We start from the raw sequence: 26077 nt of genomic DNA, 5'->3' as shown, positions 1-26077 counted from the left end.
GCCAGACGTTAGCCAGGACGTACGTCGGTGGCACCTGGTTTCCCGGTGGCGGCCAGGTGGCGAAGGGCGCGGTGGGCGGCGTGGTAGCCGCACATGCCGTGAACGCCGGCGCTCGGCGGGGTGGCCGCGGAGCAGAGGAACATCCCGGGGATGCCGGTGTCGTAGCCCGCGAGGGTGGGACGGACGATGAGCTGGCGGAGGGTGTTGGCGCCGGCGCCGATGTCGCCGCCGACGTAGTTGAGGTTGTACGCCGCGTAGTCGGCCGGCGTGGTGACGTGGGTGTCGACGATCTGGGACCGGAATCCAGGGGCGAAGCGCTCGATCTGGGCGAGCACAGCCTCGGTCGCGTCGCCGTCGAAGGCGTGCGGGACCTGGGCGTAGGCCCAGACGGGGTTCAGGTCGCCGGCCGAGCGGCTCGGATCGGCGACGTACTGCTGGCCCAGCAGCACGAACGGCCGTTCCGGCATCCGGCCGGCCGCGATCTCCCGCTCGCTGGTCGCCACCTCGGCGAGGGTCCCGCCGAGATGGACGGTCCCCGCACGAGCGATCTCCGGGTCGCGCCACGGGATCGGGCCGCGGACGGCCAGATCGAGCTTGTACGCCGCGGGGCCGTGCTTCCATCTCCGCATCGCCCGGCGCGGCCGGTCGGGCAGAGCGGCCCCGACGATGTCGGCGAAGCCACCGGGGCTGGTGTCGAACAAGGTGACGTCGGACTCGGGCAGGTCGGCGAGGCCGCGGACCGTGGTGCCGGTGACGACGGTGCCGCCGAGCTCCTCGAGAAGCTGTGCCATCGCGAGGGTGATCGCATGCGAACCGCCCTCGGCGACCGGCCATCCGAAGCGATGCCCGCTGACCAGGAGCATGGCGCCCACCGCGGCCGTGCCCGGGCGATCCAGTGGCTGGAAAGCGTGCGCGGCGCAGCCGGCGAAGAGCGCCTTCGCCCGCTCCTCGTGAAAGGCCCGGGCGAGCACAGTGGCCGGCAGGACCGCCCGTATCCCGAAGGCGGCCATCCGGAACGGATGCCGCGGGACGCGCAGCATCGGACCGAGGACGTGGTCCGCGATCGAGTCGAAGTCGCGTACGACCGGGCCGAACACCTGCTCCCAGCGCCGACCGTCGGCCCCCAGCCCCGCGGCCGTCTGCTCGATGGAGCGGTGCAGCAGCACCGTCTCGTCCCCGTCGAGCGGATGGGCGAGCTCGATCTCGGGGTAGCGCCAGGTCAGACCGTACGTCTCCAGGTCGAGCTCGCGCAGGAACGGCGACGCCACCCCGAGCGGATGGATCGCTGAGCAGACGTCATGACGCAGCCCCGGCGCGGTCAGCTCGGCCGTGCGAGTACCGCCGCCGACCGTCTCCGCGGCCTCCAGCACGACGACCTTCACGCCGCGCTGGGCGAGCACGATCGCCGCCGCCAGGCCGTTGGGTCCGGCGCCTACGACGGTTGCGGAAGATGGTTTCATGGACCAATCCAACCGCTGGTCGAGCCGCGAGCGCCAGCGAGCGTGTCGAGACCAACACAGTCGACTCGAGCGGCGATGGGACCGTGTTGGTCTCGACACGTCGTCGTTCGTTCCTCACGACGACGGCTCGACCGACGGAGAGGCGACGACGGCTCGACCGACGGAGAGGCGACGACGGCTCGACCAGCGGAGAGGCTCAGTCGTTCAAGACCCGGTTGGCGACGGCGAAGGCGCTGTTGGCTGCCGGTACGCCGACGTAGATCGAGGTCTGCAGGAGCACCTCGATGATCTCCTCGCGGGTCAGCCCGTTGGTGAGCGCGGCGCGCAGGTGGAACTCGAGCTCCTCGAAGTGACGGCCCGCGACCAGAGCGGTGAGCACGGCGATCGAGCGGTCACGACGGGCCAGGCCCGGGCGGGTCCAGATCGTGCCCCAGGCGTAGCGCGTGATCAGGTCCTGGTAGTCGCGGTTGACGTCGGTGATCGCGGCGGTGGCCCGGTCGACGTGCGGGTCGCCGAGCACCTGGCGGCGTACGTTCATCCCGGCCGTGTAGCTCGGGTCCGCCGCAGCCACGTGCGAGGTGATCAGGGTGGCGACGGTGTTGGGTGCCTCGGCAGGAGCGAGGTGACCGACGCCGTCGAGGGAGACGAGTCGGCCGTTGCGGACCCCGACGGCGATCTCCTCGAGCGAGGCGGGCGGGGTCGGGGCGTCGTCGACACCAGCGATGGCCAGAACCGGGGCGGCGATCTCGGCGAGCCGGCCGCGGACGTCGTACGCCGCCAGCGCCCCGCAGACCAGCGCATAGCTCTCCGCGTCGGCGTCGCGCAGCGAGTGCAGCAGGGCACCGCCGCGGGCGGGCTCTCGCTCGAGGAAACCCGGTGCGAACCAGCGCTGGGTGGAGCCGGCGATCTGGGAGGCGGTGCCGGCCTTGCGGACCGTCGCTGCACGGTCGTTCCAGCCCTCGGCCTCGCCGATCTTGGCGCCGGTGTTGGTGAGCACCGCGGCGCTCACCCGGGCGGGAGCGTCGAGCAGCAGCTGGAGGCCGGCGGCCCCGCCGACCGAGTCGCCGGCGTAGGCGAAGGTGCCGTGGCGCTCGCCGCGATCGGTGAGGACGGTGTCGACGCTGGCGAGGACGCCGGCCGCGAGGTCAGCCATCGAGAACCCGTCGGTCGTCGGGGTGCCGTGGCCGTGCCCCGGGAGCTCCCAGCCGATGACGTGGAAGGAGTCCTCGAGCAGCTCGGCGGCGGCTGACCAGAGTGCGGTCACCGAGGTGCCAAGGGACGGGCCCACGACCAGGAGCGGTTTGCTCGGGTCTCCGGCCAGCTCGACAGGGGTGATCCTCGGCGTCATGAAAGGTCCTTCCAGATTTCGTGGGCGCGGGCGACGGTGGTGTCGATGAGGGCGTCGGCAGCGCCAAGATAGTCGTCGAGCCCTGCGGCGGCCTCTGTCCCGGCAAGGATCTCGCCACCGACGAACCCGGTCAGCGACCGCTGCTCGGCCAACAGGTCCGCGCCTGCGGCTTCGGCGGTGGCGCGCATCCGGGCCGCGTCGACGCGCAGCCCGCCGAGGAGCTCGGTGGTCTGCGAGGCGGCGACGACGCTACGACGGGCGAGGGTCGCCAGGGTCTCCCACTCGACGTGCCAGCCGCCGTCGGGACGTTCATCGACGTAGCCGGCCGCGGCGGTGTGGAGCGTTGCGGCCAGCGGGGGAGCGGCAAGTGCATGGCGGCGGACGAGCACGGAGAGCACCGGGTTGGACTTGTGCGGCATGGTCGAGGAGCCGCCGCGTCCCTCGCCGGCCGGTTCGGCGAGCTCGCCGATCTCCGGGCGGGTGAGCAGGGTGATGTCACCGGCGATCCGCCCCCAGACGTCGGAAGCGGTGACCAACGCGTCGGCGGCTGCGGTCAGCGGGGCGCGGTTGGTGTGCCACGGGATCCGCGGGGCCAGCCCGAGGGTGGTCGCCGTGATGGCGGCAGCGGTCTGGGCTGCGGCCACGGGGTCAGCGAGCCCGCGGAGCCGGGCCAGCCCGACGACCGCCGCCAGCGTCCCGGCCGCGCCACCGACCTGGGCGGGTAGTGATGTCCGAGCGCGCCGAAGACCTTCGGCGGCGTCGCTCAGGCCGGAGAGCCAGGTCGCGGCCTTGAGCCCGAACGTGATCGGCACCGCGTGCTGGGTCAGGGTGCGACCGGCCATCACGGTGGCGCGGTGCTCGCGAACGAGACCGACCAGGGCGGCGGCCTGTGCCGTGAGCTCCTCCTCGACCCGGTCGAGCACCTCGGCCAGGCAGAGCACGATCGCGGTGTCCACCACGTCCTGGCTGGTCAGACCCTTGTGGAGCCACCGCGCGGACTCGCCCTCGAGGCGGCTGCGCAGGAGCTTCACGAGCCCGATGACCGGGTTGCCCCCGGCCTCCGCACCCTCAGCCAGCCCCGGAACGTCGTCCGGCGAGACCAGGCCGGCCAGCGGCGTACGCGCTTCCTCCGGGGTGATCCCGGAGGAGACGATGGCGGCCAGCCAGGCCTCCTCGACCCGCACCATCGCAGCGAGGTAGGCCGCCTCGGAGAAGAGATCCCCGGCGCGCTCCTCGCCTGGCCACAGCAGCGACATTCGACTCCTCAGCCGTAGTTGAGAAAGGTGGTCTCGCGGTCGCCCTGGAGGTGGATGTCGAATCGCAATCCGGTTGCGTCCGCAGTGGCCACCAGCGTCGCACGCTCGTCCTCGGACAGCGACACCAGGAGGGCGTCGCCGGCGTTGGCCGGGTGCTCGGGCAGGTAGATCCGGGTCTGCAGCTTGTCGAGCAGGCCGCGGGCGAAGACGGTGAGCGCGAAGAAAGGTGCCGAGCCCTCTGCGGATGCACCCGGGAGCACCGTCGAGAACGTGTAGTGCCCGTTCAGGTCGGTGTCGGCGCGTCCCCAGCCGGTGAAGGTCCAGCCGTCCCGGTGCAGCGAGCCTTCGGCCTGGGGGATGTTGCCCTCGGAGTCGGTCTGCCAGATCTCGAGCAGCGCGTCGGGGATCGGGTTGCCGGCGCCGTCGTAGACCCAGCCGTGCAGCCGGATCGAGCCGGCGCTGCCCGGCGGGACCAGGTCGGCGTCACCCTCGTAGGGGAGCGCGTAGCCGAAGAAGGGGCCGATCGTCTGGCCTGGCGTCGGGGTGCTCACAGGTCGCCCTCCTCGGGCTCGGTCCAGGTGCGGCTCGGGCCGGTCAGGACGATGTCCCAGTTGTAGCCCATCGAGTATTCGGGGGTGGAGAGGTCGTGGTCGTACGTCGCCACCAGCGCGTCTCGCGCCTTCTGGCTCGTGATCGACTGGTAGATCGGGTCGAGCGCGAAGAGCGGGTCGGACGGGAAGTACATCTGCGTGATCAGCCGCTGCGTGAACGCCCGGCCGAAGAGCGAGAAGTGGATGTGCGCCGGCCGCCAGGCGTTGATGTGGTTGCCCCACGGGTAGGGGCCGGGCTTGATCGTCTGGAACCGGTAGCGCCCTTCGTCGTCGGTGATGCAACGGCCGACGCCGGTGAAGTTGGGGTCGAGCGGCGCCGGGTGCTGCTCGTGCTTGTGGATGTAGCGGCCGGCGGAGTTGGCCTGCCAGATCTCGACCAGCTGGTTGCGCACGGGACGCCCCTCGCCGTCGAGCACTCGCCCGCTGACCGTGATCCGCTCGCCGATCGGCTCGTTGCTGCCGGCGATCGTCAGGTCGGCCTCGAGCGGGTCCACGTCGGAGTGCCCGAAGCACGGCGACCACAGCTCGATGGTCTCGGGGTCGGCATGGCGCGGGTCCTTGGTGGGGTGGCGCAGGACGCTGGAGCGGTAGGGCGGGTAGTCCAGCAGCGGCTGACGTACGTTCTGGCCCGCTGCTTCCGCCTCGATGCTGAGCTTCTCGCGCTCGGCGATCTCGGCCGAGAGGTCCGCCTGGGTCTCGACTGGTCGTTTCTTCGTGGGCGCTGTCACGTTCCGAACGCTAGGTGTCGGGAGCGTACGATGAAAGCACGGACTTCCGGTGAGCGAAAGTGGGCCGTCGAATGGCAGGTGGAAGCGCAGGCCGTACGGTCGCCTCCCGCGTCCTCGGCCTCATCGGTGCCTTCGACGCTGGTCATCGACGACTCACGCTGAGCGAGCTCGCCGCCCGCGCGGACCTCTCCCTCCCGACCGCCCACCGTCTGGTCGCCGAGCTGGTGGACTGGGGGGCGCTGGTGCGGGACGAGGACGGGACGTACGCGGTCGGCCGACGGTTGTGGGACGCCGGCCTGCTCGCACCGGTCGCCACCGACCTGCGCTCGGTCGCGGCCCCGTTCCTCCACGACCTCTACGGCGCGACGCTGGAGACGGTCCACCTGGCCGTGCGCGAGGACGACCACGTGCTCTACCTCGAGACGCTCCGCGGCACCCGCAACGTACCCATCGTCTCCTCGGTCGGCTCGCGCCTCCCGATGTACTCCACCGGCGTCGGCAAGGTGCTCCTGGCCCACGCCCCCGAAGACGTACGCAACCGGGTCCTGTCCGGCCCGTTGAAGCCGTTCACCCGCCACACCATCACCACCCCCGGCCTGCTGCGCCGCCAGCTCGACCGGGTGATCACCGAGGGCTACGCGACCACCGTCGAGGAGATGACCCTCGGCGCCTGCTCGGCCGCCGTCCCGATCACCACCTCGACCGGCGTGGTCGGCGCCCTCGGCATCGTCGTCTCCGACCTGCGCCGCAACCGCCTCCGCCTCGTCTCCGCCCTGAAGGTCGCCGCCCAGGGCGCCTCCCGCGGCCTCCAATAGATGCCCCGCTGGTCGAGCGTCTACCCCGCTGGTCGAGCCGGATTCGTGAGGAACGAACGATTCCGTGTCGAGACCAACACAGTGGTGTCGGCGCGTGAGGGGCTGTGTTGGTTTCGACACGCTCGCTGGCGCTCGCGGCTCAACCAGCGGGATCGGACGGCGACCGCGTGGGGTACCTTGCGCTGGTGACGATCCAGACCCCGAACGAAGACGTACGCCGCGCGGCCGACGAGCGCTTGGGAGCCCTCGCGACGCCCCCCGGAGCCCTGGGCCGCCTGGGCGAGCTGGCGGTCTGGGTGGCGGCATGCCAGGGCGAGGTGCCGCCGCGACCGGTCGACAACGTACGCCTGGTGATCTTCGCCGGCGACCACGGCGTCGCGCAGCACGGCGTCTCGGCCTTTCCCTCGGCGATCACGGGCGCGATGGTGCGTACGTTCCTCAGCGGGCGGGCCGGGGTCAGCGCGCTCGCGAAGGCGCACGGCGTCCAGGTCCGGGTGCTCGACCTCGGTGTCGACGAGGAGTTCGACGACCTCGACGCGACCACTCGGGCCGCGCTGACCAGCCACAAGATCCGGCGGGGGAGCGGCGCGATCCACCTCGAGGACGCGCTCACCGCCGAGCAGACCCAGGCCGCGCTGGAGGCCGGCGCCGCGGTCGCCCGCGAGGAGATCGCCGCCGGCGCGCAGCTGCTGATCAGCGGCGACATGGGCATCGGCAACACCACCCCTGCCGCCGCGATGGTGGCCGCCGGCCTCGGCCTGCCCGCGAGCGAGGTCACCGGTCGCGGCACCGGCATCGGCGACGACGCGCTGCGGATCAAGACGGACGTCATCACCGCGGCCCTCGCCCGTGCCGGTGAGCGCGCCGAGGACCCGATCGAGACCCTCGCCGCGCTCGGCAGCGCCGACCTCGCCGCGACCACCGGCTACCTCCTCGAGGCCGCCCGCAACGGCACCCCGGTGCTTCTCGACGGCCTGATGAGCGTCGCCTGCGCGCTCACCGCCGACCGGATCGAGCCCGGTGCCGCGAAGTGGTACGCCGCGGGTCATCGCTCCACCGAGCCGGCCCAGTCGATGGCTCTGGAGAAGCTCGGCCTCGAGCCGCTGCTCGACCTCGACCTGCGTCTGGGCGAGGGCTCCGGGGCCGTCGCCGCGGTCCCGGTCGTACGCAGCGCCGTGGCCCTGCTGTGCGACGTCGCCCTGCTCTCCGAGCTCGCCCCGGGCGAGCCTGCCTGATGCTCGTGCGGGACGCCTGGCGTCTCGCGGTCGGCACGCTGACCGCGATGCCCGTACCGCCTCCTGAGCACGTCGACCGTCGCCGCGCCGCGGTGGCGATGGCGCTGGCTCCGCTGGCCGCGCTGCCGCTCGCGCTAGGTGCGGCCGCTATCGCACTCCTGGGACAGTTCGCCGGGCTACCGCACCTGGTCACGGCACTGCTCGCGATCGGCGTCGTGGTCGTCGGCAACCGAGCGCTCCACCTCGACGGTCTCGCCGACACCGTCGACGGGATGGCTGCCTCCTACGACTGCGAGCGTTCGCTGGAGGTCATGAAGACCGGCACCTCCGGCCCGGCCGGCGTCACCGCGATCGTTCTCGTCCTCGGCCTCCAGGTGGCGGCGCTCGCCTCGCTGCTGGACGGCGCGGCCATCCCCTCCGCGGTGCTCGCCGCCGTCACCGTCTGCGCCTCGCGCGCGGCCCTCGCGCTGTGCTGCACCCGCGGCGTCCGGCCGGCCCGCGAAGACGGCCTGGGGCGTACGTTCACCCAGACCCTGTCACCCCTGGTCACCGCCCTCGTCTGGATCGCCGTCGCGGCCGCGCTCGCCGGCGCCGGCGCCTGGGCCGGCCTGCCGTGGTGGCGAGGAGTTCTCGCGGCGGCCGTCGCTGCAGCCGTCGTCGGCGCGATCATCCTGCGGGCGATCCGGCGGTTCGGGGGAGTGACCGGAGACGTCTTCGGTGCAGCCGTCGAAGCCGCGCTGGCAGCGCTGCTCGTCACCTTTGCCTGACTCTTTTCGCTGGTCGAGCCGGATTCGTGAGGGACGAGCGATTCCGTGTCGAGACCAACACGGTGACGTCCGCGCGCGATGGGACTGTGTTGGTCTCGACACGCTCGGCCGCAGGCGGCCTCGCGGCTCGACCAGCGGGGGGACTAGAGCTTCAGGACCCGCCCGGCGATGACGAGATGCACCTCGTCGCAGGCCGCGGCCAGCCGCTGGTTGACCAGCCCGAGCAGATCACGGAAGAGACGGCCCGAGCGATGCGCAGGCACGACCCCGAGGCCGACCTCGTTGGTCACCAGCACCACGTCGCCGCCCTGCTGCTCGAGCGCCGCGGCCGCGTCGTCGGTGAGCGCCGAAACGACCGCGGTCGCTTCCTCCGAGGTCGCCTCCCACAGCTCTCGGGAGTCCATGACGGCGGTGAGCCAGGTGCCCAGGCAGTCGATCATCACCGCGTCGCCCGCGGCCAGCCCCTCGGCCAGCGCGTTGGCGAGATCCCGCGACTCGACCGTACGCCACCGCTCCGGCCGTCGGGCCCGGTGCGAAGCCAGCCGCGCCGCCCAGTCCGGATCCGGGTCCTCCTCGAGCGTCGGCCCCGGTGCGACGTACACGACCGACGGCGCAGCCGCGAGCAGCGACTCGGCGTGCCGCGACTTCCCCGACCGCACCCCACCTGTCACCAGAATCCTCACCGCGCCAGTCTCCCAGCCATCGCATAGCCTGCGGCTCATGACCCCAGAGCGCATCGCGCTGATCTCGGACGTACACGGCAATCTCACCGCCCTCGAAGCCGTCCTCGCGGACATCGAGGCACGCGGGATCACCAGGATCTTCAACCTCGGCGACTACATCGGCAAGGGACCACGAGGACGCGAGGTCGCCGAGATCTGCCGGGACAGATGCGAGGTCAACCTCCTCGGCAACTGGGAGGACTTCCTGCTGGCCCCACAGCCCGACTTCGGCCGCGAGTCCGTCGGGTTGATGTGGTGGCGCTTGCAGGCGTGGGAGCAGGCCGACTGGCTGCGTACGCTCCCGTTCTCCCATGACTTCCTGATCAGCGGGCGGAGGGTAAGGCTCTTCCATGCCTCGGAGGAGACCGTCCACCGACGGGTCAGGTTCGACCACGACGAGCAGGAGTTCCTGGGGCTGTTCCGGAACACCGAGGCGACCGGCCTCGACGTGCCCGAGCCCGACATGGTCGGCTACGCCGACACCCACGATCCCTACTACGAGACCGACCGGGATCGGCGCACCGTCTTCAACACCGGCAGCGTCGGCAACTGCATGAGCGACCCGACCCCGGTCTACGTGATCCTCGAGGGCGTGCTGGACAGCGACCAGGAGGCTCCGTTCGGCATCCAGTGGGTCCGGGTGCCCTACGACGTGGACGCCGAGATCGAGTACGCCGCCGGCGTCGGCATGCCCGAGCTCACCGAATACACCTACGAGCTGCGGACGGGCTTCTACCGGGGCAACCTCAAGAACGACGAGCAGCCGACCTACCACCGGAGGAGGTAGATCGGCTCTTCGTCGTACTTGTTGTGGCCGGGCTCAACTGATCTTGCGCCGGTAGACAGCCATGGCGGCGACGTACGAGACGACGAGGATGCCCACGCACCAGGCCAGCGCGACCCAGATGTCGTCACCGACCGGTTGGCCTGCGAAGAGCGCCTGGATGGTGTTGACGATCGAGGTGACCGGCTGGTTCTCGGCGAAGGCGCGCACCGGACCGGGCATCGTCTCCGTCGGCGCGAACGCCGAGCTGATGAACGGCAGGAAGATCAGCGGGTAGGAGAACCCGGTGGCCCCCTCCATGGTCTGTGCCGCCAGCCCGGGGATGACTGCGAGCCAGGTCAGCGCCAGGGTGAGCAGCGCCAGGATCCCGGCGACCGCGAGCCAGGCGCCCAGGTCTGCCGAGGTGCGGAAACCCATCACGAACGCGACGCCCAGGATGATCACCATGGTCAGCATGTTGGCCACCATCGAGGTCCCGACATGCGCCCACAGCACCGCCGAGCGGGCGATCGGCATCGACTGGAACCGCTCGAAGATCCCGCTCTTCATGTCGGTGAAGAGCCGAAGTGCGGTGTACGCGATGCCCGAGGCGATCGCCATGACCATGATCCCGGGGAGCACATAGTTGACGTAGTTGTCGGTGCCGGTGCGGATCGCCCCGCCGAGCACGTAGACGAAGAGCAGCATCATCGCGATTGGCGTGAGCGCGGTGGTGATGATCGTGTCCGGGCTGCGGGTGATGTGCCGCAGCGAGCGCCCCAGCAGGGTGCCTGCATCGGCGAATGCGTGCTTGGTCATGACTGTTCTCCTCGATTGGTGGAGCCGGTGAGTGAAAGGAAGATCTCTTCGAGCGACGGCTGCTTCTCGACGTACTCGACCTTCGCCGGCGGCAGCATCGCCTTGAGCTCGGCGAGGGTGCCGTTCGCGATGATCGTCCCGCCGTGCAGGATGGCGATCCGGTCGGCGAGCTGCTCGGCCTCCTCCAGGTACTGCGTGGTGAGCAGCACGGTCGTGCCCTGCGCGGTCAGCTCGCGAACGACTCGCCACACCTCGATGCGTGCCTCCGGGTCCAGCCCGGTGGTCGGCTCGTCGAGGAAGATCACCGACGGCGAGCCGATCAGCGACATGGCGATGTCCAGCCGCCTCCGCATGCCGCCGGAGTAGGTCGCGACCTTACGGGCACCCGCCTCGACCAGGTCGAAGCGCTTCAGCAGCCCGTCGGCCACGTCGCCGGGGGAGGGGAGATGCCGCAGCTTCGCGACCAGGATCAGGTTCTCCCGCCCGGTCAGGATCTCGTCGACCGCCGCGAACTGGCCGGTCAGCGAGATCGCCTCCCGCACCTGCTGCGCCTCGTCGACGACCGATGCGCCCTCGACCAAGGCTGCGCCGCCATCAGGTTTCAGGAGCGTCGAGAGGATGCGTACGGCAGTGGTCTTTCCGGCTCCGTTGGACCCGAGCAGCGCGAAGATCGTGCCCCGCGCGACCTCAAAGTCGACTCCCTTCAACACCTGGTTGTCCTTGTAGGACTTCTCCAATCCCCGTACGGAGATGGCGGCTGTGGCGCTCATGACTCGTCCTTCCGGTGATCGAGCTTGTCGAGATCGCTGTCCGTGATCGAGTTGATGGCGTCCTCGAGCCGGGCGCGCTCCTTCTTGATCCAGGCGCCCTCGGAGTAGTTCCTGGCGAACTCCTCGGCGAACTCGACCGGGTCGTCACCGACGATCGCGCTGACCGGGGTGCCGTCCGCGGCGCCCTGCTCGAAGAGCTCGAGGAGGTCCTCGGCCATCGCCGTCACGATCGCGCCGTCGGCGATGCCGGCGGAGTACATCAGGTAGCGCTCGACCGCGTCGTGCGCCTTGCGGTGGTTCTCGGGGAGCTGCTGCTTGCGGGCCTTGAGCTGCCGCCAGCGCTTCTTCAGCTCGAGCTCGCCGACGACGGCCTCGAACATTGATCGGATCGACATGCCTTACTTTCCTTCCGTACGGAGGTTCTCCAGCCGTTCGGCCAGGAACCCCCAAGTTGTCCAGAACTCTTCGAGGTACTTCTCGCCGTCTGCGTTGAGCGAGTAGACCTTCCGCGGCGGCCCCTTCTCGCTCGGCCGCTTCTCGACGTCCACCAGCCCGTTCTTCTCGATCCGGACCAGCAGCGCGTAGACCGTGCCCTCGGCGATCTCGGTGAACCCCTGGCTCCGCAGCCAGGTCGTGATCTCGTATCCGTACGCCGGGTTGCCGGTCAGGAACGCCAGCACGATCCCCTCCAGCGTCCCCTTGAGCATCTCGGTCATCTGCTTGCCCATCGGGCACCTCCCCTCTGCCCATTCGGGCTACTCAGTGTCGCTGACTACCGGTACATAGTAGCGCTGAGTAGTGGCTCCGGCGCAAGTCCTTACCGCCGGGAGAAATGACAGCGGCGCTGGTACGACGGATCAACCGTCGTACCAGCGCCGCTGGTCGTGTCTTGCCTAGTCCTTCTTGTCGACGTCCTTGCCGTCCCGCTCAGGTGTTCGGCCGCTGTCGGTCTTCGGGTCCCAGACCCGGTAGTCGGGGTCGGTCCAGTCGTCGGTGTAGTCGGCCTGCCAGTCCTGGTCCTGGCCGCCCCGCTTGTCGTCCTTCTTGCCGCCGCGGCCGCGACCGCCGCCGGCTCCCGCACCTCGGCCGCCGGCGCTGCCCGCGCCCCGACCAGCACGACTGCCCGCTCCGGCAGGGCCTCCCCGGCCGCCCGCGCGACTACCGGCGCCGGCGCCACCGGCGGCTCGGCCGCCCGCGCCGCTGAGATTCCGGCTGGCTGATGCTGCCGTCCCGCGAGCGCCTGCTGCCGTCCTCGAGGTGGCGCCGGCCGCCTTTGCGGCCTGGGCCGTGCTCGTGGCCGAGGAGGGACTGGCGAACCTGCTCGCAACCGCCTTGGCGATGCCCCCGGCGAGCACTGCCCCGCCGAGCCCGACGGCCAATGCGGTCGCTCCGCCCGATCCACCGGTCCCGCCGGCCAGCGGTGCAAGACCTTCGGCGGTCTCGACCGTGGCGTACGACGCGGCGGGCGCAGGCGAGCCGTCGGCGTTCACCCATTCGGCGCCGTTCCATTCCGGCTGGTTCTTCGCCTGCTCGGCCGCGATCAGCTCCTTCTCCCGCTGGATCAGGTCGTAACCGTCACCCTCGGCATAGCTCACCCCTGGGTTGTACTTGGCCATCCGTGCTTGGGCTGCCGCGATGGCACTGGCCGATCCGGGGACCGATGCGGGCGACGACGGTGGGTTCGACGGCGCGTTGGACTGGCCGCTGCCATCGTCGTAGAGCGCCCGCACCTTCGGCTCCGCCTCGTCCACGGCGTTGTCATAGTCCCGGATCCGCGCAGCCGCGACTCTCTCGGCATCCGCGATCGCCCGCTCCCGCGCCGCATGCTCGGCCTCCGCCTTCTCCAGCGCCTTCCTCCCCTCAGCAGCCTGGCGCTCGTTCACTTCACCCGGCTTGACCTCGGTCTTGTAGTCCGACGCGTTCACCGGCTCATGCGCCCCCGGCAGTTTCGCGGACTGCGCGGCGTGATCCTTCATCGCCTCGCTGACCTGGAACTGAACCTTGCCCAGGGCGACCTCGGCGTCGGTGACGACTTGGTACTTCTTCTGAAGTTCGACGCCTGACTGCTGCATGTCGCCCCTAGCGGCACGGCCGGACAGCGACGTAGCCGAGAAACCGTCCTCGACCTGAATCGCGTCCTTGTCAAGGAGAGCCCCAGACTCGTTGAAGCCACGCCCTGCGTCTCGCCAGGTTGAAAGCATCGCTTGTATTGCGGTCGGTGCCCCAGCCGCGACGTACAGGTCAAGGCGGCGCATCCAGGGCCCCTTGACCTTCGCTACGGTGTCGACTGCCAATTGGTTCATCGGGTTCCTCCCGAGAGGTGCGGGAACGGTCCACCGTGCGTGGCCCGCGTGGGTAAAGCATCTCTCACTGCTATCTGTTGCGCCAGACTCCTGCTTCGATCCTCTACAGTCGTCGTCTATGACGACCTCTCGGAAGGTGAGCTTCTCGGCGATGGCTCTGAGCCTCGCGATGGTTTTTGCTGGTTGTGGCTCACAGGACTCTGATCCTTCGGGAGACCCAACCAGTAAGGGTGCAAGTGAGACGACTGATGGCGCGAGCACACCTGCTGACTGGAACGAGGTCAAGATCGACGTGGCTCGTGTCTATGTACCGCCGGACTGGGCGATCCTCAGCCAGCGCGACAACGCTGCTTCGGTCGCTGTCGCGAAGGACGATCTTGGGCTGATTCCAGGGAGCGGAACAATGGGTTCCGGCGTCAACAGCCCCAGCGGCGATCTGAAGGCCAACATCGATGATGCGACCGAGTTTCATCTCGAGACCTTCCGAGGAGACCCGAACATCAAGAACGTCAAGCGTTTGCCAGATGTAACGATCAACGGCGTACTTCTCTCACACATTCAGTGGGAGAAAGAGACAAGCTGGGATAGCGAATACATCACTGTGACGACGGACTTGCAGTCAGTCATCACCATCGGTTGGGGATTCACCAAGAGCGATCTGGACCGCAAGGGTTCCCAGGACCTGATCGACCCGGTGATGGAGACGTTCGAACTCCTCTGAGCCCGACGCTGCCCGATCAGAAGGGGATGTTCTTCTTGCCGAAGATCACCAGCGGGTTGCTCATGATGGCGAGGGCATCGGCGATCTTGTTCATCGCGATCTGCGCGTCGACGTCGGCGCCTTCGATCTCGACCATGGCGTCATGGATGCCGTCGCTGGTTTTCTCCAGCCCCTGGGCGGTCTCTTTCAGTGACCGGCCGATGTTCTTGTGGCCGCGGTTGACGACCTCCTCGAGCCATTGGCCCTTGGGGGAGAGGCCGAACATGGCCCCGGAAGGCGGAGTCAGATCGACTCCGTTGACCAGCTCACGTTGCTGGTTCAAGCGGTTGCGTACGCCGTCAAGCTTCTCAGTATCTGCGCTGACCTCGTAGCCTTCACCCATGTCCGAGCCTCCTGCCGTCGGCGCGCCCCGCCGGCGCCGTGTTGAGTCTTAGTAGATCATCGATCCCAGCACCGTGGCCACGGATCGCGGGGGCGGTCCCGGCAACGACGGCCGGTGGACGGTGGACGGGGACGACGCGGAACGCCAAGGCGGGATCGCCGGTTTGGGTCTCGTCGCGATGCGTCGATGATGGCGTACAACTCGTCGAGAGCGACTCCGAGTTCGGTGAGGGCATCGGCCATGGCGCCGGCGTACTCGGACATCAGCTCCTCGACTCGGTCGAGCTCATCGTCGTAGGTGATGACGGTCCTGGACGTCTCCTGGACGACAACGTCGCTGCCGGCAATCTGGAATCCCCAGCCCCTCGCGACGATCAGGTCGGCAGTACCCAAGGCTCGAGCTCGAGCCGACCGGATCTGGACGGCGGCATGGCGCAATGCCTCAACCACCGCGGCCACGTTGTAAAGGTGGCCGAAGTGAGGAATCGTGTCGCCGTCCTCGAGGCGATCGGCAGCCCCGAGAAGCGCATCCGGACGCCAGCGGCCGAGTTCGTCGAAGGGAACCATCAGACCCTCGCTCTCGTCGTCCGCGCTGCAGAGTAGTCAGTCCATCGTACGCAGCCTGAGGCCAGCTTTCGACGAACGAATGTTCGTTCACCGTCACTGTCGTGCAGCGATCGCCAGGTCCTCTCCTGCGCTCCAACTGTTCTCGAGCGCCTCAGCGGTTCCGGGGAGATTCGCTGCTGGGATCGGAGACTTCGTCGAGTCGGTCCACCTCGGGATCTCGTCCACTACGCCGGGTTGGTCGAAACGAGGGCGACCGGCGAGCGCGCTGGACAGCGACTCTTCCGGTGCGTGGAGATAGTTGGCGGCGACGATGGTCCGAATCGAGAGAGGTACACCCGGAGCCAGGTCCGACGGCTCCGTCCCGTCGACGAGGTAAGCCAGAACGGCCGTCAGGTCAGCGGGCGTTTCGTAGGAATCGACGCCCAGGGCCGTCGCAAGCGCCCCTGAGGCCACCATGCTGTCAGCGAGAGCGGCATCGAGCCGGGCGCTGGTTGACGGATCCGCAACGTACGCTGCCGTGGCCTTCTCGGTTTCGTCGATAGCTGACGTGGTGACCGCTTTCAGAACAGCCTTGGCCTCCGCCTCGTCGTCGGCGACCTGGTGCACTACGCGAAGCAGACCTTCTGGATCAGTATCGAGGCTGGACGGACTGCCCGGATCTGCGATGGTCTTCCGGACGGCGGGCATGTTGTGCACCAGTAGATCCGCGGTTTCGTCGATGAGGTCGGCGTCGATCTCCGCGTCAGGATGCTCCTGCAGGTAGGTCGCCAGCCGGCCTAGCGTCTCGGGTGAGTCGTCTTTCGCGACGTCCGCGCGAATCGACTCGCTGAGAGACGACGACGCTTCATCCGCATCCCCGCAGCCGGTGAGGAAGGACGCCAAGCCGAGTGCCACCGCCGTTGCGGCAATCGCTGATTTCTTCACGCGTGGTTCACCAACCTTCGGTCTCGGCAACATCGGGCGCGCGGTCGGCAGACAGCTCGAGCAGGCGCTCCACGGACACAGGAGCGCGGTCCTCGGTCGCGTACTCCATACCCGCCACCAACAGTCGATCGCCGCTCGTGGCGGCGTAGACGTATTCGCTGGTGAAGTTGTTCTCCACGCCTCGGAAGCCGGTGGCTTCCATCGGCAGGTCGCTGAGTTCTTCGACGTTCCGGGACGGATCGTCGGCGATCTCCGCTGCGCAATCCTTGACGTGCCCCTGAACGCCGGCGACAACTTCGTCCGCCGAAGGAGATGTTGCGGTCGGTGAGAACACCACGGCGAAGACGTACCCGCCGCCTTCGAACCCGACGGTGGTTCCGGTCACATCGCCCGATGCTGCGAGATTGAGGTCCCGGTTGAACTCGCGAAGGGCGCGGCAGGGCGGCATCCCGACGATCCCGACCCAGGCGTCGCTCGCCTCACCCTTGGCTGCCTTGAAGTCATCCGGCTTGATGAGCGTGGTCGGCGACTCTTCACCGCATGACGTCAGCCCGAGGCTCGCCAGCAACATTGCGATCAGCAGCCGGATCAGCGTCTGTCGGTTCCGACTTTCTGCGGCGGCAGAGCCCGAACTACTCGTCGCCATTCACTGCTCATCCTGATCACGACTGGCGATGTAGATATCGGCGTTCTTCCCTGCTTCCTGGATCAGTTCTTGCACGTCAACGCTGGGATTACCGTCGCCTTCGTGGCGAACGCCGACTGCGACGAGATACCCCTTCGGAGTTACGTCAAAGATCTCACTGCCGGTCGCGCCCCTCTCGCTCGAAGAGTAGCCCCACATCCCGTCCTCTAGGCCGGACATCGGCTCCAGCGTTTGATCGCTGTTGCTCTTCGCGGCGCACTCGTCGACCGCCTTCTCCAGGTCGGCGCGCACATCCTCGATGCTCTTCCCAGAAGGTGGGCCCATGACGATCGCGTGGACGTAGTCGCCGTTCTCGAGCCGGAACTCGACACCTGCAGCATGAGGCTTACTACCAGAGGACGCTCGAGACTGTGCGATGTTCACCTCTCGGCACCAACCGACTGCAGGGATCTGGTCGCCTGCGTATGTCTGCTTGATGTCCGAAACGGAATCTGGGGACAGCAACTCGCGGTCCGAATCGTCGCCACAGCCGACGAGCTGTCCCGCGACCGCGACCGACAGAACGATGACGCTGGTGGTCCGCATTGTCGGGGTCATCCGGCGACCGATCCGTAGTAGTCCCTGAACTGGTCTTCGTAAGGTCCAGAGATGTCGAACCGAGTCGAATAACCGCTGATGCCGTTGGCTGCGCTCTGCCCGTAGGTGGAGAGATCGTCGGGCCGGATCGCCGACGGATCGAGCAGTTCGCCGTCGGGACCTTTCCACATGTCCGGCACCGTAGCGTCATCGATGACCCCGGCCCGAACCATCGTCAGGTAGGCGTTGATCTGAGCGTTCGTCGCGCCCTGTGCGGCGCGACTGTTCTGATCGGCTACCGCGCCGCCCTCGTTCGCGCCGTAGTGATCGGTCAGTGCGCCTTGGCCGAGCTCGACGCCGTGCGTGAAGCCGGCGCTGATCGCCTTGCTGCCGAGTTCGCCAACCACGTCTGCGCCCGGAAGAGGAACGAAGCCAGCGGCCTCCCCGATGAGGTCGGAGAACGCCTGAACCCGGGCATCCTTGTCCTGTGCGTTCTCGATCTCTACCTCGCCGACCGAGTACTCCGCGAAGCCCTGTAGGGCCGCCCCGTCCTGAATAGCGCCTTGAAGCTGGGTGCGGGCGTTGGGATCGTCAGGGTTCTCCGCGAGAATCACCGCTGCGTTGTTGATCTTGGTCTGTTGGAATGCCCCGATTCCCTCCGCGATGTTGCCGGCACCCTCATCGGTGCTCACCGCAACCTGCATGAGGCTGTCAAGGTCGTTCTGGTAGATCTCCGGGTAGAAGTCGAAGTCCGGGAAGAGAGGTCCACCGTCGTACGGTCCGGAATTTGCCTCACCCTCTGCTTCGCCGAAATGGAGGGTCTGGTCCACGGCTGGCGTGTAGAACTTGAGCAAGTTCGAGAGGTGCGGTGATGCAGACTTCGCGTCGTCGGCGTTGAAACCCTCGCTGTTGGCGACCTTGTCGAGGAAGTTGGAGACCAGCTTGGTTGTCTCTTCGGGGTGCTTCTCGAGCAGGCCGGGATCGGTGCCAACGCCCTCCGCCAACTCGGAAATGCCGGCGTACCCGTCGGCCTGCCAGGTGCGCTTGTCGAAGTAGAAGTCCTGGCGCTCGGCACCGTGCTCGCCATGGAAGAACTCGTAACCCTGCTCCGGGTGAGCGCCGAGGTTGCCCATGATCGCCGCCATCGGGTCAGCGCCGTAGCCGTTCTCGCCGGCGCCCAACGGGCCGTGGCCGGTGTGGTGATACCAGGTCTTGGCGTCGAAGGCGCCGTCAACCTGTTCGAAGCGGTCGAGTTCTTCGGCCGCTCCGAGGACCAGATCGCCGTTGAGGTCGTGATCCTTCATCAGGTAGGTGAGGACCGAGGCACCGCCGGTGCCGCCCCAGTTCGGGTAGCGATCGCGGAGGGCATCCTGCTCGTCGTCGGAGAGGTAGACGCCGGACGGGCCGGCGTACTTGACCAGGTCGTGGCCGAACTGCTTCGCCGGGAAACTCGGGTCGTTCGAGGCCGATCCGAGACCGTTGCGGAGGTTGGAGGCAAGAGAGTCGAGGGATCCGGCATCTACGGAGGGGTTTCGCAGGTACTCCTCGATCCGCGCCATGCTGGCGACGGTGCCGTCGGCCCCGAGGTCCTTGTAGAGGCCGGCCGCGACCGTCTCATCGTCGGTGTAGGCGCTCAGCATCGAGTTGAGGCGGTCGACCTCTTCCTGGCTGAGGTCGTAGTCCTCGTCATTCAGAGTGTTGTCGAGACGGTTGCTGATCTCCTCGCCGAGACGAATCTGTACCCCGGGCGGCAGCGCGTCGGTGTATCCATCGTACTTGCCCGGATCGCTGAGCATCTTGTCGATGAGCTCGTCCTCGGGCAAGTTGCGCAGCTCGGGCGGAAGGCTGGCCTGCTCGATCGTGCCGTCGCCACCGTCATAGTTGCCTTTGGTCGCGTGGTTGAGCACGGCGGCCAAGTCGGTCTCGGCGGACTCGGCATCGGTCAGGGCGTCCTGGATGCTCTGCGCGAGCTGCTGCATGGTGCCCTTGTCCTTGTCCGGATCGTCCTCGTCCGGACTCGGATCGGTGATCTGTACGCCGCCAGAAAAGGTGACCTTCCAGCCCCTGCCGGTCGCATCGTCGTGGGAGCGTTTGGCGTTGTCCTTGGCCTTCTTGATGGATGCCGCGGCCTCGTCGAGAGCGTTGATCACCTGGGACAGCGGTGCAGCAATGTCGTTGAGGTCGGCGATCAGGCGACGGTGGCGGTTCTCGGCGCGGGTGGCCGCTTCGCCGACCCAGGTGTCGGGGACCTTGCCGGCATCCATCTCGTCCTGTTGGTCCTGGAAGCTCTTGCGTACGGTGTTGAGCTGGTCCGCAGCGCTGTCGAGGTCTTCGGGCTTCCAGCTCTGGAGCTGGTCATACGTGACGGCCATCAGTCTCTTCCGATCATTGCTTCGCGGTAGCGCGCCTGCTGGGCCGTGATCGTGTCGGCCTCGACAATCGCGTCGGCATCGGCGACGGTGGTCGTCTTGTGGTCGCGAGCGGCCTTGACCCACTTGTCCTTATCGTTCTTCCACTCGGTCTTGAGACCGTTCGCGGCGCCGACGGCCGTGCTGCCGGGCAGCGCGGCGGCGACCTTGCCCATGGGGCCTTCGAGATCGAGGCCGGCGACGGCGTCGGCCGCGGTCCCGATGGAACGGGCCGCGGTCTTCACCTGCGGCACGACGATTTCGACGTTCACGAGAGGTCTCCCAAGGCGTTCGGAGCGGTTGGTGACTATCTCCTACCCCAAACTTCGGGTTTCAAACACAAAACGTCGAAAAATCTCATACGCACTCGATCCGCGCCTGCCTCGCCGGTTCCGCGCGGTTCTCGCCGGCGACGCCCCTTGTCTGAGATAGCGTTTCGCGTCGTTACGTCGGCGCCCGTCACACCCAGGGCGACTCGATCCAGCTCGGAAGGAAAGAGGGCGCGATGTCACAACCGAGCGAGGTGGCAGCAGCCGGTCCCGCATGGCCGCCGAACCAGCCCGCACCCGCTGGCAACCCACGCGGTGCTGCCGGATGGCTCGGGATGGCCGGCCTGGGGCTTGCCGCGGGACTGCTGGGGATCGTCGCCCTGGTGCGGGTGATCGTGGGAATCCCGAAGGTCAGCCAGAGCTACTACAACTCCTTCTACGCCATGGAGGACCGCTCGATCATCTGGCTGATCCTCGGACTGCTGATGATTGCCTAGATCATCCCGATCGCGGTCGCGGTCGTGCTCGGGCACGTCGGGCTCCGCCGAGCCAAAGTGACCGGAACCAGTGCAGCCGCGTCCGGGATTGCGCTCGGGATCGGCTACACGTTGGCGGTCTTCTGGGTCGTACGCCTCATCAACGCGGTCACCAACGCTGCCGAGTTCAACGTCGGCCTCAGGGTGGTCATCGAGTACGTCGGCGTCTGGGCGTAGGCCCAGACGCACCGCTCTGGAGAAACCGACGTCCGGCCTGGCGTTGATGAAGAACGACCACGGACGCGCCGATCTCCGGTCTCCGGGCCGGCCGCGGCGTACGGCCCTTAAGGTCGAGCCGTGGTCGAGGACGGAGATCTGGGGGCGCCCTGGAAGGCGACGGCTCGCAGGGTGGGGTGGTCGCTGCTCAGCCTCGCCAACCTGCTGTTCGGGCTCTTGCTGTGCGTCGGGTTTCTGGTCGCTGACGGCGCGGAGCTCGGGCCGTACCTGATCGGAGTCACCTGCGGGGTGATGTTCGTCCTGCTGGCGGTCGCGGTGCAGCTGATGAAGGGCGTACGCCTCGGCGACCGCCGCGCGCAGCGCCGGATCCGGGGCTCGGACGGCGGGGCCGGGATCGAGATCAGGCTCAGGCGGGGGCCGGGGATCTGCGGGGAGCTGATGCTCGTGTGCTTCGTGGTGATGCTGTGTCAGTTTGCGGGGCTCGCGTTCCGCGGCGGGCTGAACGTGGTCGGGGTCCTGTCTGCGGGGTTCGCAGTGTTCTTCGCGGTGGTGGTGGTCGACCATGCGCTGACGATGACCATGCGCCGGGCGCTCCTGATCACGCCTGAGAGCCTGACGATCGAGCTCGCCGGGGAAGTGGTCACGGTGGCGTGGAAGGAGATCCGCGTCGACGTGGTCGAGGAGGTCACACGTCACGACATGATCCCGGTGACGAACCGGTTCCTCGAGTTCACCGCGAGACGTGATGCGCCGTCATGGTCGAACACACGCCGGCACCGGATCCGACTCGTGCCCCGGCGGTGGCGGCGCAAGGCGATCCGCGTCGGGTTCTGGCTCCTCGACGACCCGGAGCGCGTGGTCAAGACGCTGACGTCGCTGCGCCGCCGGCGAGACGACAACGCCCGACGCGTCGTGCTGTCGAACGGTTCCACGCTGGCCTACCTGACCGGGGAGCTCGAGGTCTCGCCGCTGCCCAGCGAACGGTGAACCCGCCGGCTCAGCTCGGCCGGGCCGGCCCGACCTGCATTCCCGCGAGCGCGTTGCTGAGGCCGCGATGCTCATCGGTGCGGGGGAGTGCCACGACGGTCGCGCCGACGAAGACGAGCAGCAGGAGGCCGGAGCCGGGGAAGTCGGCCATGAGCAGCAGCATCAGGCCGCCGACCCCGGCCAGCAGCTTGACGATCCGGCGCCACCACACTCCCGAGGATGCCGTCGCGCGGAGGCCGACGACCCACTCGCCGACGGTACGTCCGAAGCCGAGGACGGCAACGGCCTCCAGCACGATCGGCGGACCCCACAGCAGCCAGAACTGGGTGGTGGTCGGCACCTCGTCGAACGGCACCTCGAGCCCGTAGAGCTGCCAGGCACGCCAGGCCAGGACCAGCGGGGCGCCGGCGCCGAGGACGACCAGCAGATCGGCGACCATGCCCACCAACCGTCGGCCCACAGTGACGGTGGCCGGCGCCTCTCGGGCGTGGTGACGGACGAGGAGGGCCGAGATCGCCGAACCGAGCACGGCGCCAGCGGTGTTGACCAGCAGGTCGTCGACGTCGAAGACGCGGTAGGCGCACGGGTACAGTCCCCAGATCCCAGTGAGCTGAGTGCTCTCGATGAGCAGCGACGTCAAGAACCCGATGGTGCCCGCGACCACGACACCACGTCCGGTGATCGCTCGGACGAAGAACCCCAGAGGTACGAACAGGACGAGGTTGAGGGCCACCTGGAGGAACACCGCGTCGGTGAGCAGGGCTCGGGTGCCGATCTCGGCGCGGGTGCGGAGGATGTCGCCGACGAAGCCGAATGCATGGACCTGGGTCCCGGCGCAGGTGAACGAGCCCGCATCGGGCACCGGGACGAGGGTGTAGGTCCACAGCGCCACCGCGTAGATCGCAGCGGCCAGGAGGAGCAGGATCCGACCCAGCGGGAACGAGCCTCTGCGGCGGTAGGCGATCGCCGCTGCAGGGACGAACCCTGCGACGGCCAGCGCGACTCCGAAGAAGATCGCCAGCACAGCGTTCCCGACAACGTTGGCCATGTCGTCAGGCTAAGCCAGGTCTCAGGCGCTGTAGTGCCACAGTTGCGACCACGGCTGCTTCGGGGTGTCGCAGAGGTCGATCGGGGCGCCGTTCTCCTCGTTGTCGGCACCTTCGCGGTTGTAGAGCGAACCGACCTGCTCGCAGCCGTCGAAGAAGCGGTCGGGGTCGTCGAACCCGACCACGACGATCGGTGATGCGCCCTTCGGCGGCTGCTCCCAGAACCGCCAGCCGTTGTGCCCGCTGTGGACCGGCGCCCCGACGCCATACCACTCCAGAGCGCCCGCCTCTCCGTAGTTGGTGGTGAAGACCACGGCCGTACGTTGCTGGGCCGGGGTCAGCTCGTCGACGACCGCCCGCACCTGGGCGGCGTACTGGGGCCAGCCGATCGTCTCCAGCTGGTCCTCGCCGGCGGCGGTGTAGAACGAGCCGGCATAGGTCTGAGCGGGTAGCACCGGGAGGTTGATCGGCCAGGCTGGGATGGTCAGCAGGGCCAGGCCGGCGCCGAGGAGGCCGACGGTGCGTGGCCGCAGACGCTCGGCGATCACCACGGATCCCGCCGCGACCAACGGCGGGAACAGGCCGGCCAGGTAGTAGCCCTTTCCGCCCGCGATCAGGAAGAAGCCCGCGACCAGCAAGAACGCGACGGCGACCGGGCGGAAGGGTGCCCATTCCCGGCGCCGGAGGAGCGCCACCAGACCGATGATCCAGACCGGCGTGATCACGGGGCTCAGCAGGATCAGCGCCTGCGCGACGTAACCGACCCTGCCGGCCGCACCGCCGTACTCCTCCCGGATGTCCGCGGACAGGTCGAGCACCGGCCAGTCGTGCTCGAGCTGCCACAGGAGGTTGGGGGTCCACAGCGCCAGCGCGGTGAGCCCGGCCAGCCACGGCCACGGCGTGGTCAGGTTGCGCCGGGTCGCCGGGACGAGTGCGATGCCGATCAGGATCGCGCCCAGGAGGAAGGCCACCGAGTGCTTGTTCTCCAGCCCGATCCCGGCGACGATCCCGGCCGCCAGCCAGAACAGTGCCCGGTGCCGCCAGCCCTGGGCGACCAGCGCCCGGGCCACCAGCACCAGGATCGCGGTCCAGGCCAGCGCGTCGAACGTGGCGGTCGAGTGCCAGTGCCCGAACGTCATCGTGACCACGCCGACGGCCACCAGCCCCGCGGTCAGCACCTGCGGCGTACGTCCGCCGCCGAGCAGCCGCGCGAACTCCGCCGCCAGCAGGACCAGCCCGACCATCGCCAGCAGGCTCCACAATCGCAGAACGACAAGGTTGTACGGCGCGATCTCGGTCGCGATCCGGGCCAGGAACGGTGTCAGCGCGGGCTGGTCGGGATATCCCCAAGCCAGCCGCTGACCTGCGGAGACGAAGTAGAGCTCGTCTCGATGCGGCCCGTAGAACGGGCTCATCGCCAGCAGCACGGCAGCCTGCGCGGCGACCACGACCCCGACAGCGGGGGAGTACCGCGGACGGCTCACGCCCCTGAGCGTAGGGGTACGACGGGGAGATCGACATGGCTTACTCGTCGGTAACCCATGCAGATCTCCCCGTCGTACCGAGCTTCTACGCCTCGACCAGACCCGGCTTGCCCGCCTCGGTGAAGAAGCGGCCTCCCACGGTCAGCGGTGCCCCCGGCGTGGTCACCTGGGCGACGTTCTTGTAGGCGATCTCGGCGCCGTCAGCCCCCAGGGAGACGGTCGTGTAGCCCCGCAGGCCGTTGTAGAACTTCATGTGCGGGTTGCGCTCCAGATAAGCGGCCCAGTTGGCGGGACGCTCCGCGCCGTTGCCGCCCGAGGTGATCGAGCTGGTGACGACCTCGGTGCCGAGCACCGGCGAGGACAGGTCGTCGAAGTCGTCGTGGATGTTCAGGCCGTAGTGGACGTGTACGTCGCCGGTCAGGACCATCAGGTTCGACTGTCCCGACGCCTTCCAGCCCTCGAGGACACGCCGGCGAGAGGCCGGGTAGCCGTCCCAGGAGTCCATCGAGCGCGTACCGGAGCCGTTCGGGTTGTCACGGCGTGCGAAGGTGACCTGCTGCGGCACCACGTTCCAGGTCGCGTGGGAACGCCGCCAGCCGTCGGTCAGCCACCTCTCCTGCTCGAAGCCCGGAAGTGTCATCGACTCTGCCTCGGACTCAGCAGAAGGCAGCTTCCAGCCGTCACCGTTGGCCTGGTTGGTGCGGTACTGGCGGGTGTCGAGGATGTCGAACTGCGCCAGCCGGCCCCACTGCAGCCGTCGGTAGAGACGAAGATCCGCCCCGGACGGCTGCTGGGGCAGGCGCAGCGGCTGGTTCTCCCAGTAGGCGCGGTAGGCGGCCGCGCGGCGCACCAGGAACTGCTCCGGCGGAACCGAGTTCTCCGGGGAGTCGGCGGCGTAGTTGTTCTCGGTCTCGTGGTCGTCCCAGGTGACGATGAACGGGTGCGCCAGGTGCGCGGCGATCTGGTCGGGGTCGGACTTGTAGAGCCCGTAGCGCGCCCGGTAGTCATCGAGTGTCACGGTCTCGTGGTTGAGGTGCGCCGGCAGCGGCTCGCTGTAGGCGCGGGCGCCGGCGGAGGCGTTCACGGCGTACTCGTAGAGATAGTCGCCCAGGTGGAAGACCGCGTCGACGTCCTCGTTGGCGAGATGTCCGTACGCGGTGTAGTAGCCCTGGTCGTAGCGCTGGCACGAGGCGAGGGCGAAGGTGAACGACGACACCGCGGCTCCCACCGGCGGCGCGGTCCGGGTCCGCCCGACCGGGCTGATCCACTGGCCGACCCGGAAGCGGTAGAAGTACTCGGTCGCCGCGTCCAGGCCGCGGACCTCGGCGTGCACGGAGTGGTTGAACTCCGTGTGCGCGGCGGCGGTGCCGCGGCGTACGACGCGCTTGAACGTCGAGTCTCGGGCCACCTCCCAGGAGACGTCGAACCGTGCGGGAGGCATCCCGCCGGTCGGCTCCAGCGGGAGCGGCGCGAGCCGGGTCCACAGCAGCACCGAGTCGGGTAGGGGGTCGCCGGAGGCGACTGCGAGGGTGAACGGGTCGGAGGTGATCGCCGAGGGTGAGGTGGCGGGGGAGGCGAAGGCGCCGGTACGCGGCAGGCCCGTGGTGAAGGCCAGCGCGGTCGCGGCCGCCGAGACGGTCAGGAAGCGGCGGCGGTCGAGACCGCGTAGGGCGCCGCGGAGATCAGGAGTGGTGCTGGGGCCAGGCATGGACGTGCTCCTGTCGATATGGGGGTTATCGACAACAGCGAAGCGGTGCC

At 68.5% G+C, this 26077-nt stretch carries 29 protein-coding genes; 8 read left to right on the top strand and 21 right to left on the bottom strand.

The window, feature by feature from the left end; genetic code table 11:
- Window positions 1-8: 8 nt before the first annotated feature.
- The 5 genes from IEY84_RS21295 to pcaH form a co-directional block, all read right to left on the bottom strand.
- Entirely contained in the window at window positions 9-1460 is a 1452-nt protein-coding gene (locus IEY84_RS21295; RefSeq protein ID WP_183548569.1) for a phytoene desaturase family protein, read from the bottom strand.
- Between the two features lie 196 nt (window positions 1461-1656).
- Entirely contained in the window at window positions 1657-2808 is a 1152-nt protein-coding gene (pcaDC, locus tag IEY84_RS21290) for a bifunctional 3-oxoadipate enol-lactonase/4-carboxymuconolactone decarboxylase PcaDC (RefSeq protein ID WP_183548567.1), read from the bottom strand.
- Window positions 2805-4064, bottom strand: a complete 1260-nt coding sequence (locus IEY84_RS21285; protein ID WP_183548565.1) for a lyase family protein — start codon at window positions 4062-4064, stop codon at window positions 2805-2807. Before IEY84_RS21285 ends, pcaDC begins: the two co-directional genes overlap by 4 nt.
- A gap of 8 nt (window positions 4065-4072) precedes the next feature.
- A complete protein-coding gene (gene pcaG / locus IEY84_RS21280; RefSeq protein WP_183548563.1) occupies window positions 4073-4615 on the bottom strand; it encodes a protocatechuate 3,4-dioxygenase subunit alpha in 543 nt (180 codons plus the stop codon).
- Window positions 4612-5403 carry a protocatechuate 3,4-dioxygenase subunit beta gene (gene pcaH / locus IEY84_RS21275; RefSeq protein WP_183548561.1) on the bottom strand — a complete coding sequence of 264 codons (792 nt, stop codon included), beginning with the start codon at window positions 5401-5403 and terminating at the stop codon, window positions 4612-4614. Before pcaH ends, pcaG begins: the two co-directional genes overlap by 4 nt.
- A gap of 71 nt (window positions 5404-5474) precedes the next feature.
- On the opposite strand from pcaH, the gene IEY84_RS21270 reads away from it, so the two are divergent.
- The 3 genes from IEY84_RS21270 to cobS all read left to right on the top strand — a co-directional run bounded on the left by IEY84_RS21270 (window position 5475) and on the right by cobS (window position 8220).
- Entirely contained in the window at window positions 5475-6218 is a 744-nt protein-coding gene (locus tag IEY84_RS21270; RefSeq protein ID WP_183548559.1) for an IclR family transcriptional regulator, read from the top strand.
- A 185-nt stretch (window positions 6219-6403) separates the two neighbouring features.
- Window positions 6404-7453 (top strand): nicotinate-nucleotide--dimethylbenzimidazole phosphoribosyltransferase, encoded by a 1050-nt coding sequence (gene cobT, locus IEY84_RS21265; protein WP_229788905.1) that lies wholly within the window; start codon window positions 6404-6406, stop codon window positions 7451-7453.
- Window positions 7453-8220: an adenosylcobinamide-GDP ribazoletransferase gene (cobS, locus tag IEY84_RS21260; RefSeq protein WP_183548557.1), complete on the top strand. Its 768-nt coding sequence runs from the start codon at window positions 7453-7455 to the stop codon at window positions 8218-8220. The genes cobT and cobS overlap by 1 nt, the downstream gene beginning before the upstream one ends.
- Window positions 8221-8363: 143 nt before the next feature.
- Here cobS and cobU read toward each other — a convergent pair whose 3' ends face one another.
- A complete protein-coding gene (cobU, locus tag IEY84_RS21255) occupies window positions 8364-8903 on the bottom strand; it encodes a bifunctional adenosylcobinamide kinase/adenosylcobinamide-phosphate guanylyltransferase (RefSeq protein WP_183548555.1) in 540 nt (179 codons plus the stop codon).
- 37 nt (window positions 8904-8940) lie between these two features.
- Between cobU and IEY84_RS21250 the strand changes: the two genes are divergently transcribed.
- A complete protein-coding gene (locus IEY84_RS21250; protein ID WP_183548553.1) occupies window positions 8941-9729 on the top strand; it encodes a metallophosphoesterase family protein in 789 nt (262 codons plus the stop codon).
- A gap of 33 nt (window positions 9730-9762) precedes the next feature.
- On the opposite strand, the gene IEY84_RS21245 is transcribed toward IEY84_RS21250, so the two are convergent.
- The 5 genes from IEY84_RS21245 to IEY84_RS21225 form a co-directional block, all read right to left on the bottom strand.
- Window positions 9763-10524: an ABC transporter permease gene (locus tag IEY84_RS21245; protein ID WP_183548551.1), complete on the bottom strand. Its 762-nt coding sequence runs from the start codon at window positions 10522-10524 to the stop codon at window positions 9763-9765.
- Window positions 10521-11294, bottom strand: coding sequence for an ABC transporter ATP-binding protein (locus tag IEY84_RS21240; protein ID WP_183548549.1), 774 nt, complete (start codon window positions 11292-11294; stop codon window positions 10521-10523). Before IEY84_RS21240 ends, IEY84_RS21245 begins: the two co-directional genes overlap by 4 nt.
- Window positions 11291-11689, bottom strand: coding sequence for a DUF1048 domain-containing protein (locus IEY84_RS21235; protein WP_229788904.1), 399 nt, complete (start codon window positions 11687-11689; stop codon window positions 11291-11293). Before IEY84_RS21235 ends, IEY84_RS21240 begins: the two co-directional genes overlap by 4 nt.
- Window positions 11690-11692: 3 nt before the next feature.
- Entirely contained in the window at window positions 11693-12022 is a 330-nt protein-coding gene (locus tag IEY84_RS21230; protein WP_160028116.1) for a PadR family transcriptional regulator, read from the bottom strand.
- Between the two features lie 165 nt (window positions 12023-12187).
- Window positions 12188-13366 carry a hypothetical protein gene (locus IEY84_RS21225; protein ID WP_189129317.1) on the bottom strand — a complete coding sequence of 393 codons (1179 nt, stop codon included), beginning with the start codon at window positions 13364-13366 and terminating at the stop codon, window positions 12188-12190.
- 349 nt (window positions 13367-13715) lie between these two features.
- Here IEY84_RS21225 and IEY84_RS21220 point away from each other — a divergent pair, with 349 nt between their 5' ends.
- Window positions 13716-14318: a hypothetical protein gene (locus IEY84_RS21220; protein ID WP_183548538.1), complete on the top strand. Its 603-nt coding sequence runs from the start codon at window positions 13716-13718 to the stop codon at window positions 14316-14318.
- A gap of 16 nt (window positions 14319-14334) precedes the next feature.
- On the opposite strand, the gene IEY84_RS21215 is transcribed toward IEY84_RS21220, so the two are convergent.
- The 7 genes from IEY84_RS21215 to IEY84_RS21185 form a co-directional block, all read right to left on the bottom strand.
- The gene (locus tag IEY84_RS21215; protein WP_183548536.1) at window positions 14335-14700 is read right to left on the bottom strand and encodes a hypothetical protein; all 366 of its coding nucleotides are present in this window, start codon (window positions 14698-14700) and stop codon (window positions 14335-14337) included.
- A 56-nt stretch (window positions 14701-14756) separates the two neighbouring features.
- Window positions 14757-15266 carry a hypothetical protein gene (locus IEY84_RS21210; protein ID WP_183548534.1) on the bottom strand — a complete coding sequence of 170 codons (510 nt, stop codon included), beginning with the start codon at window positions 15264-15266 and terminating at the stop codon, window positions 14757-14759.
- 93 nt (window positions 15267-15359) lie between these two features.
- Window positions 15360-16190 carry a hypothetical protein gene (locus tag IEY84_RS21205; protein WP_183548532.1) on the bottom strand — a complete coding sequence of 277 codons (831 nt, stop codon included), beginning with the start codon at window positions 16188-16190 and terminating at the stop codon, window positions 15360-15362.
- Between the two features lie 7 nt (window positions 16191-16197).
- Complete coding sequence (locus IEY84_RS21200; RefSeq protein WP_183548530.1) at window positions 16198-16836, bottom strand: hypothetical protein; 639 nt, start codon at window positions 16834-16836, stop codon at window positions 16198-16200.
- The gene (locus IEY84_RS21195) at window positions 16837-17421 is read right to left on the bottom strand and encodes a hypothetical protein (protein WP_183548528.1); all 585 of its coding nucleotides are present in this window, start codon (window positions 17419-17421) and stop codon (window positions 16837-16839) included. It lies immediately after the preceding gene.
- Window positions 17422-17429: 8 nt separating this feature from the next.
- Complete coding sequence (locus IEY84_RS21190) at window positions 17430-19784, bottom strand: WXG100 family type VII secretion target (RefSeq protein ID WP_183548526.1); 2355 nt, start codon at window positions 19782-19784, stop codon at window positions 17430-17432.
- Window positions 19784-20092 carry a hypothetical protein gene (locus tag IEY84_RS21185; protein ID WP_183548524.1) on the bottom strand — a complete coding sequence of 103 codons (309 nt, stop codon included), beginning with the start codon at window positions 20090-20092 and terminating at the stop codon, window positions 19784-19786. The genes IEY84_RS21190 and IEY84_RS21185 overlap by 1 nt, the downstream gene beginning before the upstream one ends.
- A 233-nt stretch (window positions 20093-20325) precedes the next feature.
- On the opposite strand from IEY84_RS21185, the gene IEY84_RS21180 reads away from it, so the two are divergent.
- The 3 genes from IEY84_RS21180 (at window position 20326) to IEY84_RS21170 (ending at window position 21789) form a co-directional block, all read left to right on the top strand.
- Entirely contained in the window at window positions 20326-20586 is a 261-nt protein-coding gene (locus tag IEY84_RS21180) for a hypothetical protein (RefSeq protein WP_183548522.1), read from the top strand.
- A 57-nt stretch (window positions 20587-20643) separates the two neighbouring features.
- Window positions 20644-20802: a hypothetical protein gene (locus IEY84_RS21175; RefSeq protein ID WP_183548521.1), complete on the top strand. Its 159-nt coding sequence runs from the start codon at window positions 20644-20646 to the stop codon at window positions 20800-20802.
- Window positions 20803-20922: 120 nt separating this feature from the next.
- Window positions 20923-21789, top strand: a complete 867-nt coding sequence (locus IEY84_RS21170; RefSeq protein ID WP_189129316.1) for a hypothetical protein — start codon at window positions 20923-20925, stop codon at window positions 21787-21789.
- A 10-nt stretch (window positions 21790-21799) separates the two neighbouring features.
- Here IEY84_RS21170 and IEY84_RS21165 read toward each other — a convergent pair whose 3' ends face one another.
- The 3 genes from IEY84_RS21165 to IEY84_RS21155 form a co-directional block, all read right to left on the bottom strand.
- A complete protein-coding gene (locus IEY84_RS21165) occupies window positions 21800-22837 on the bottom strand; it encodes a VanZ family protein (protein ID WP_183548517.1) in 1038 nt (345 codons plus the stop codon).
- 21 nt (window positions 22838-22858) lie between these two features.
- Window positions 22859-24319 (bottom strand): glycosyltransferase family 39 protein, encoded by a 1461-nt coding sequence (locus tag IEY84_RS21160; RefSeq protein ID WP_183548515.1) that lies wholly within the window; start codon window positions 24317-24319, stop codon window positions 22859-22861.
- A gap of 85 nt (window positions 24320-24404) precedes the next feature.
- Window positions 24405-26027: an alkaline phosphatase D family protein gene (locus IEY84_RS21155; RefSeq protein WP_183548513.1), complete on the bottom strand. Its 1623-nt coding sequence runs from the start codon at window positions 26025-26027 to the stop codon at window positions 24405-24407.
- Between the last annotated feature and the right edge of the window lie 50 nt (window positions 26028-26077).

The organism is Nocardioides albus (genome assembly GCF_014648255.1).
Taxonomy (GTDB): domain Bacteria; phylum Actinomycetota; class Actinomycetes; order Propionibacteriales; family Nocardioidaceae; genus Nocardioides; species Nocardioides albus.
This window is presented reverse-complemented; position numbering and strand designations above follow the sequence as displayed.

What these genes read in the sequence shown, in the direction of transcription:
- IEY84_RS21295 (WP_183548569.1), bottom strand. Translation starts at nt 1,460, where the DNA reads ATGAAACCATCTTCCGCAACCGTCGTAGGCGCCGGACCCAACGGCCTG.
- pcaDC (WP_183548567.1), bottom strand. Translation starts at nt 2,808, where the DNA reads ATGACGCCGAGGATCACCCCTGTCGAGCTGGCCGGAGACCCGAGCAAA.
- IEY84_RS21285 (WP_183548565.1), bottom strand. Translation starts at nt 4,064, where the DNA reads ATGTCGCTGCTGTGGCCAGGCGAGGAGCGCGCCGGGGATCTCTTCTCC.
- IEY84_RS21270 (WP_183548559.1), top strand. Translation starts at nt 5,475, where the DNA reads ATGGCAGGTGGAAGCGCAGGCCGTACGGTCGCCTCCCGCGTCCTCGGC.
- cobS (WP_183548557.1), top strand. Translation starts at nt 7,453, where the DNA reads ATGCTCGTGCGGGACGCCTGGCGTCTCGCGGTCGGCACGCTGACCGCG.
- IEY84_RS21250 (WP_183548553.1), top strand. Translation starts at nt 8,941, where the DNA reads ATGACCCCAGAGCGCATCGCGCTGATCTCGGACGTACACGGCAATCTC.
- IEY84_RS21245 (WP_183548551.1), bottom strand. Translation starts at nt 10,524, where the DNA reads ATGACCAAGCACGCATTCGCCGATGCAGGCACCCTGCTGGGGCGCTCG.
- IEY84_RS21240 (WP_183548549.1), bottom strand. Translation starts at nt 11,294, where the DNA reads ATGAGCGCCACAGCCGCCATCTCCGTACGGGGATTGGAGAAGTCCTAC.
- IEY84_RS21235 (WP_229788904.1), bottom strand. Translation starts at nt 11,689, where the DNA reads ATGTCGATCCGATCAATGTTCGAGGCCGTCGTCGGCGAGCTCGAGCTG.
- IEY84_RS21230 (WP_160028116.1), bottom strand. Translation starts at nt 12,022, where the DNA reads ATGGGCAAGCAGATGACCGAGATGCTCAAGGGGACGCTGGAGGGGATC.
- IEY84_RS21225 (WP_189129317.1), bottom strand. Translation starts at nt 13,366, where the DNA reads ATGCAGCAGTCAGGCGTCGAACTTCAGAAGAAGTACCAAGTCGTCACC.
- IEY84_RS21220 (WP_183548538.1), top strand. Translation starts at nt 13,716, where the DNA reads ATGACGACCTCTCGGAAGGTGAGCTTCTCGGCGATGGCTCTGAGCCTC.
- IEY84_RS21215 (WP_183548536.1), bottom strand. Translation starts at nt 14,700, where the DNA reads ATGGGTGAAGGCTACGAGGTCAGCGCAGATACTGAGAAGCTTGACGGC.
- IEY84_RS21210 (WP_183548534.1), bottom strand. Translation starts at nt 15,266, where the DNA reads ATGGTTCCCTTCGACGAACTCGGCCGCTGGCGTCCGGATGCGCTTCTC.
- IEY84_RS21200 (WP_183548530.1), bottom strand. Translation starts at nt 16,836, where the DNA reads ATGGCGACGAGTAGTTCGGGCTCTGCCGCCGCAGAAAGTCGGAACCGA.
- IEY84_RS21195 (WP_183548528.1), bottom strand. Translation starts at nt 17,421, where the DNA reads ATGCGGACCACCAGCGTCATCGTTCTGTCGGTCGCGGTCGCGGGACAG.
- IEY84_RS21190 (WP_183548526.1), bottom strand. Translation starts at nt 19,784, where the DNA reads ATGGCCGTCACGTATGACCAGCTCCAGAGCTGGAAGCCCGAAGACCTC.
- IEY84_RS21180 (WP_183548522.1), top strand. Translation starts at nt 20,326, where the DNA reads ATGTCACAACCGAGCGAGGTGGCAGCAGCCGGTCCCGCATGGCCGCCG.
- IEY84_RS21165 (WP_183548517.1), bottom strand. Translation starts at nt 22,837, where the DNA reads ATGGCCAACGTTGTCGGGAACGCTGTGCTGGCGATCTTCTTCGGAGTC.
- IEY84_RS21155 (WP_183548513.1), bottom strand. Translation starts at nt 26,027, where the DNA reads ATGCCTGGCCCCAGCACCACTCCTGATCTCCGCGGCGCCCTACGCGGT.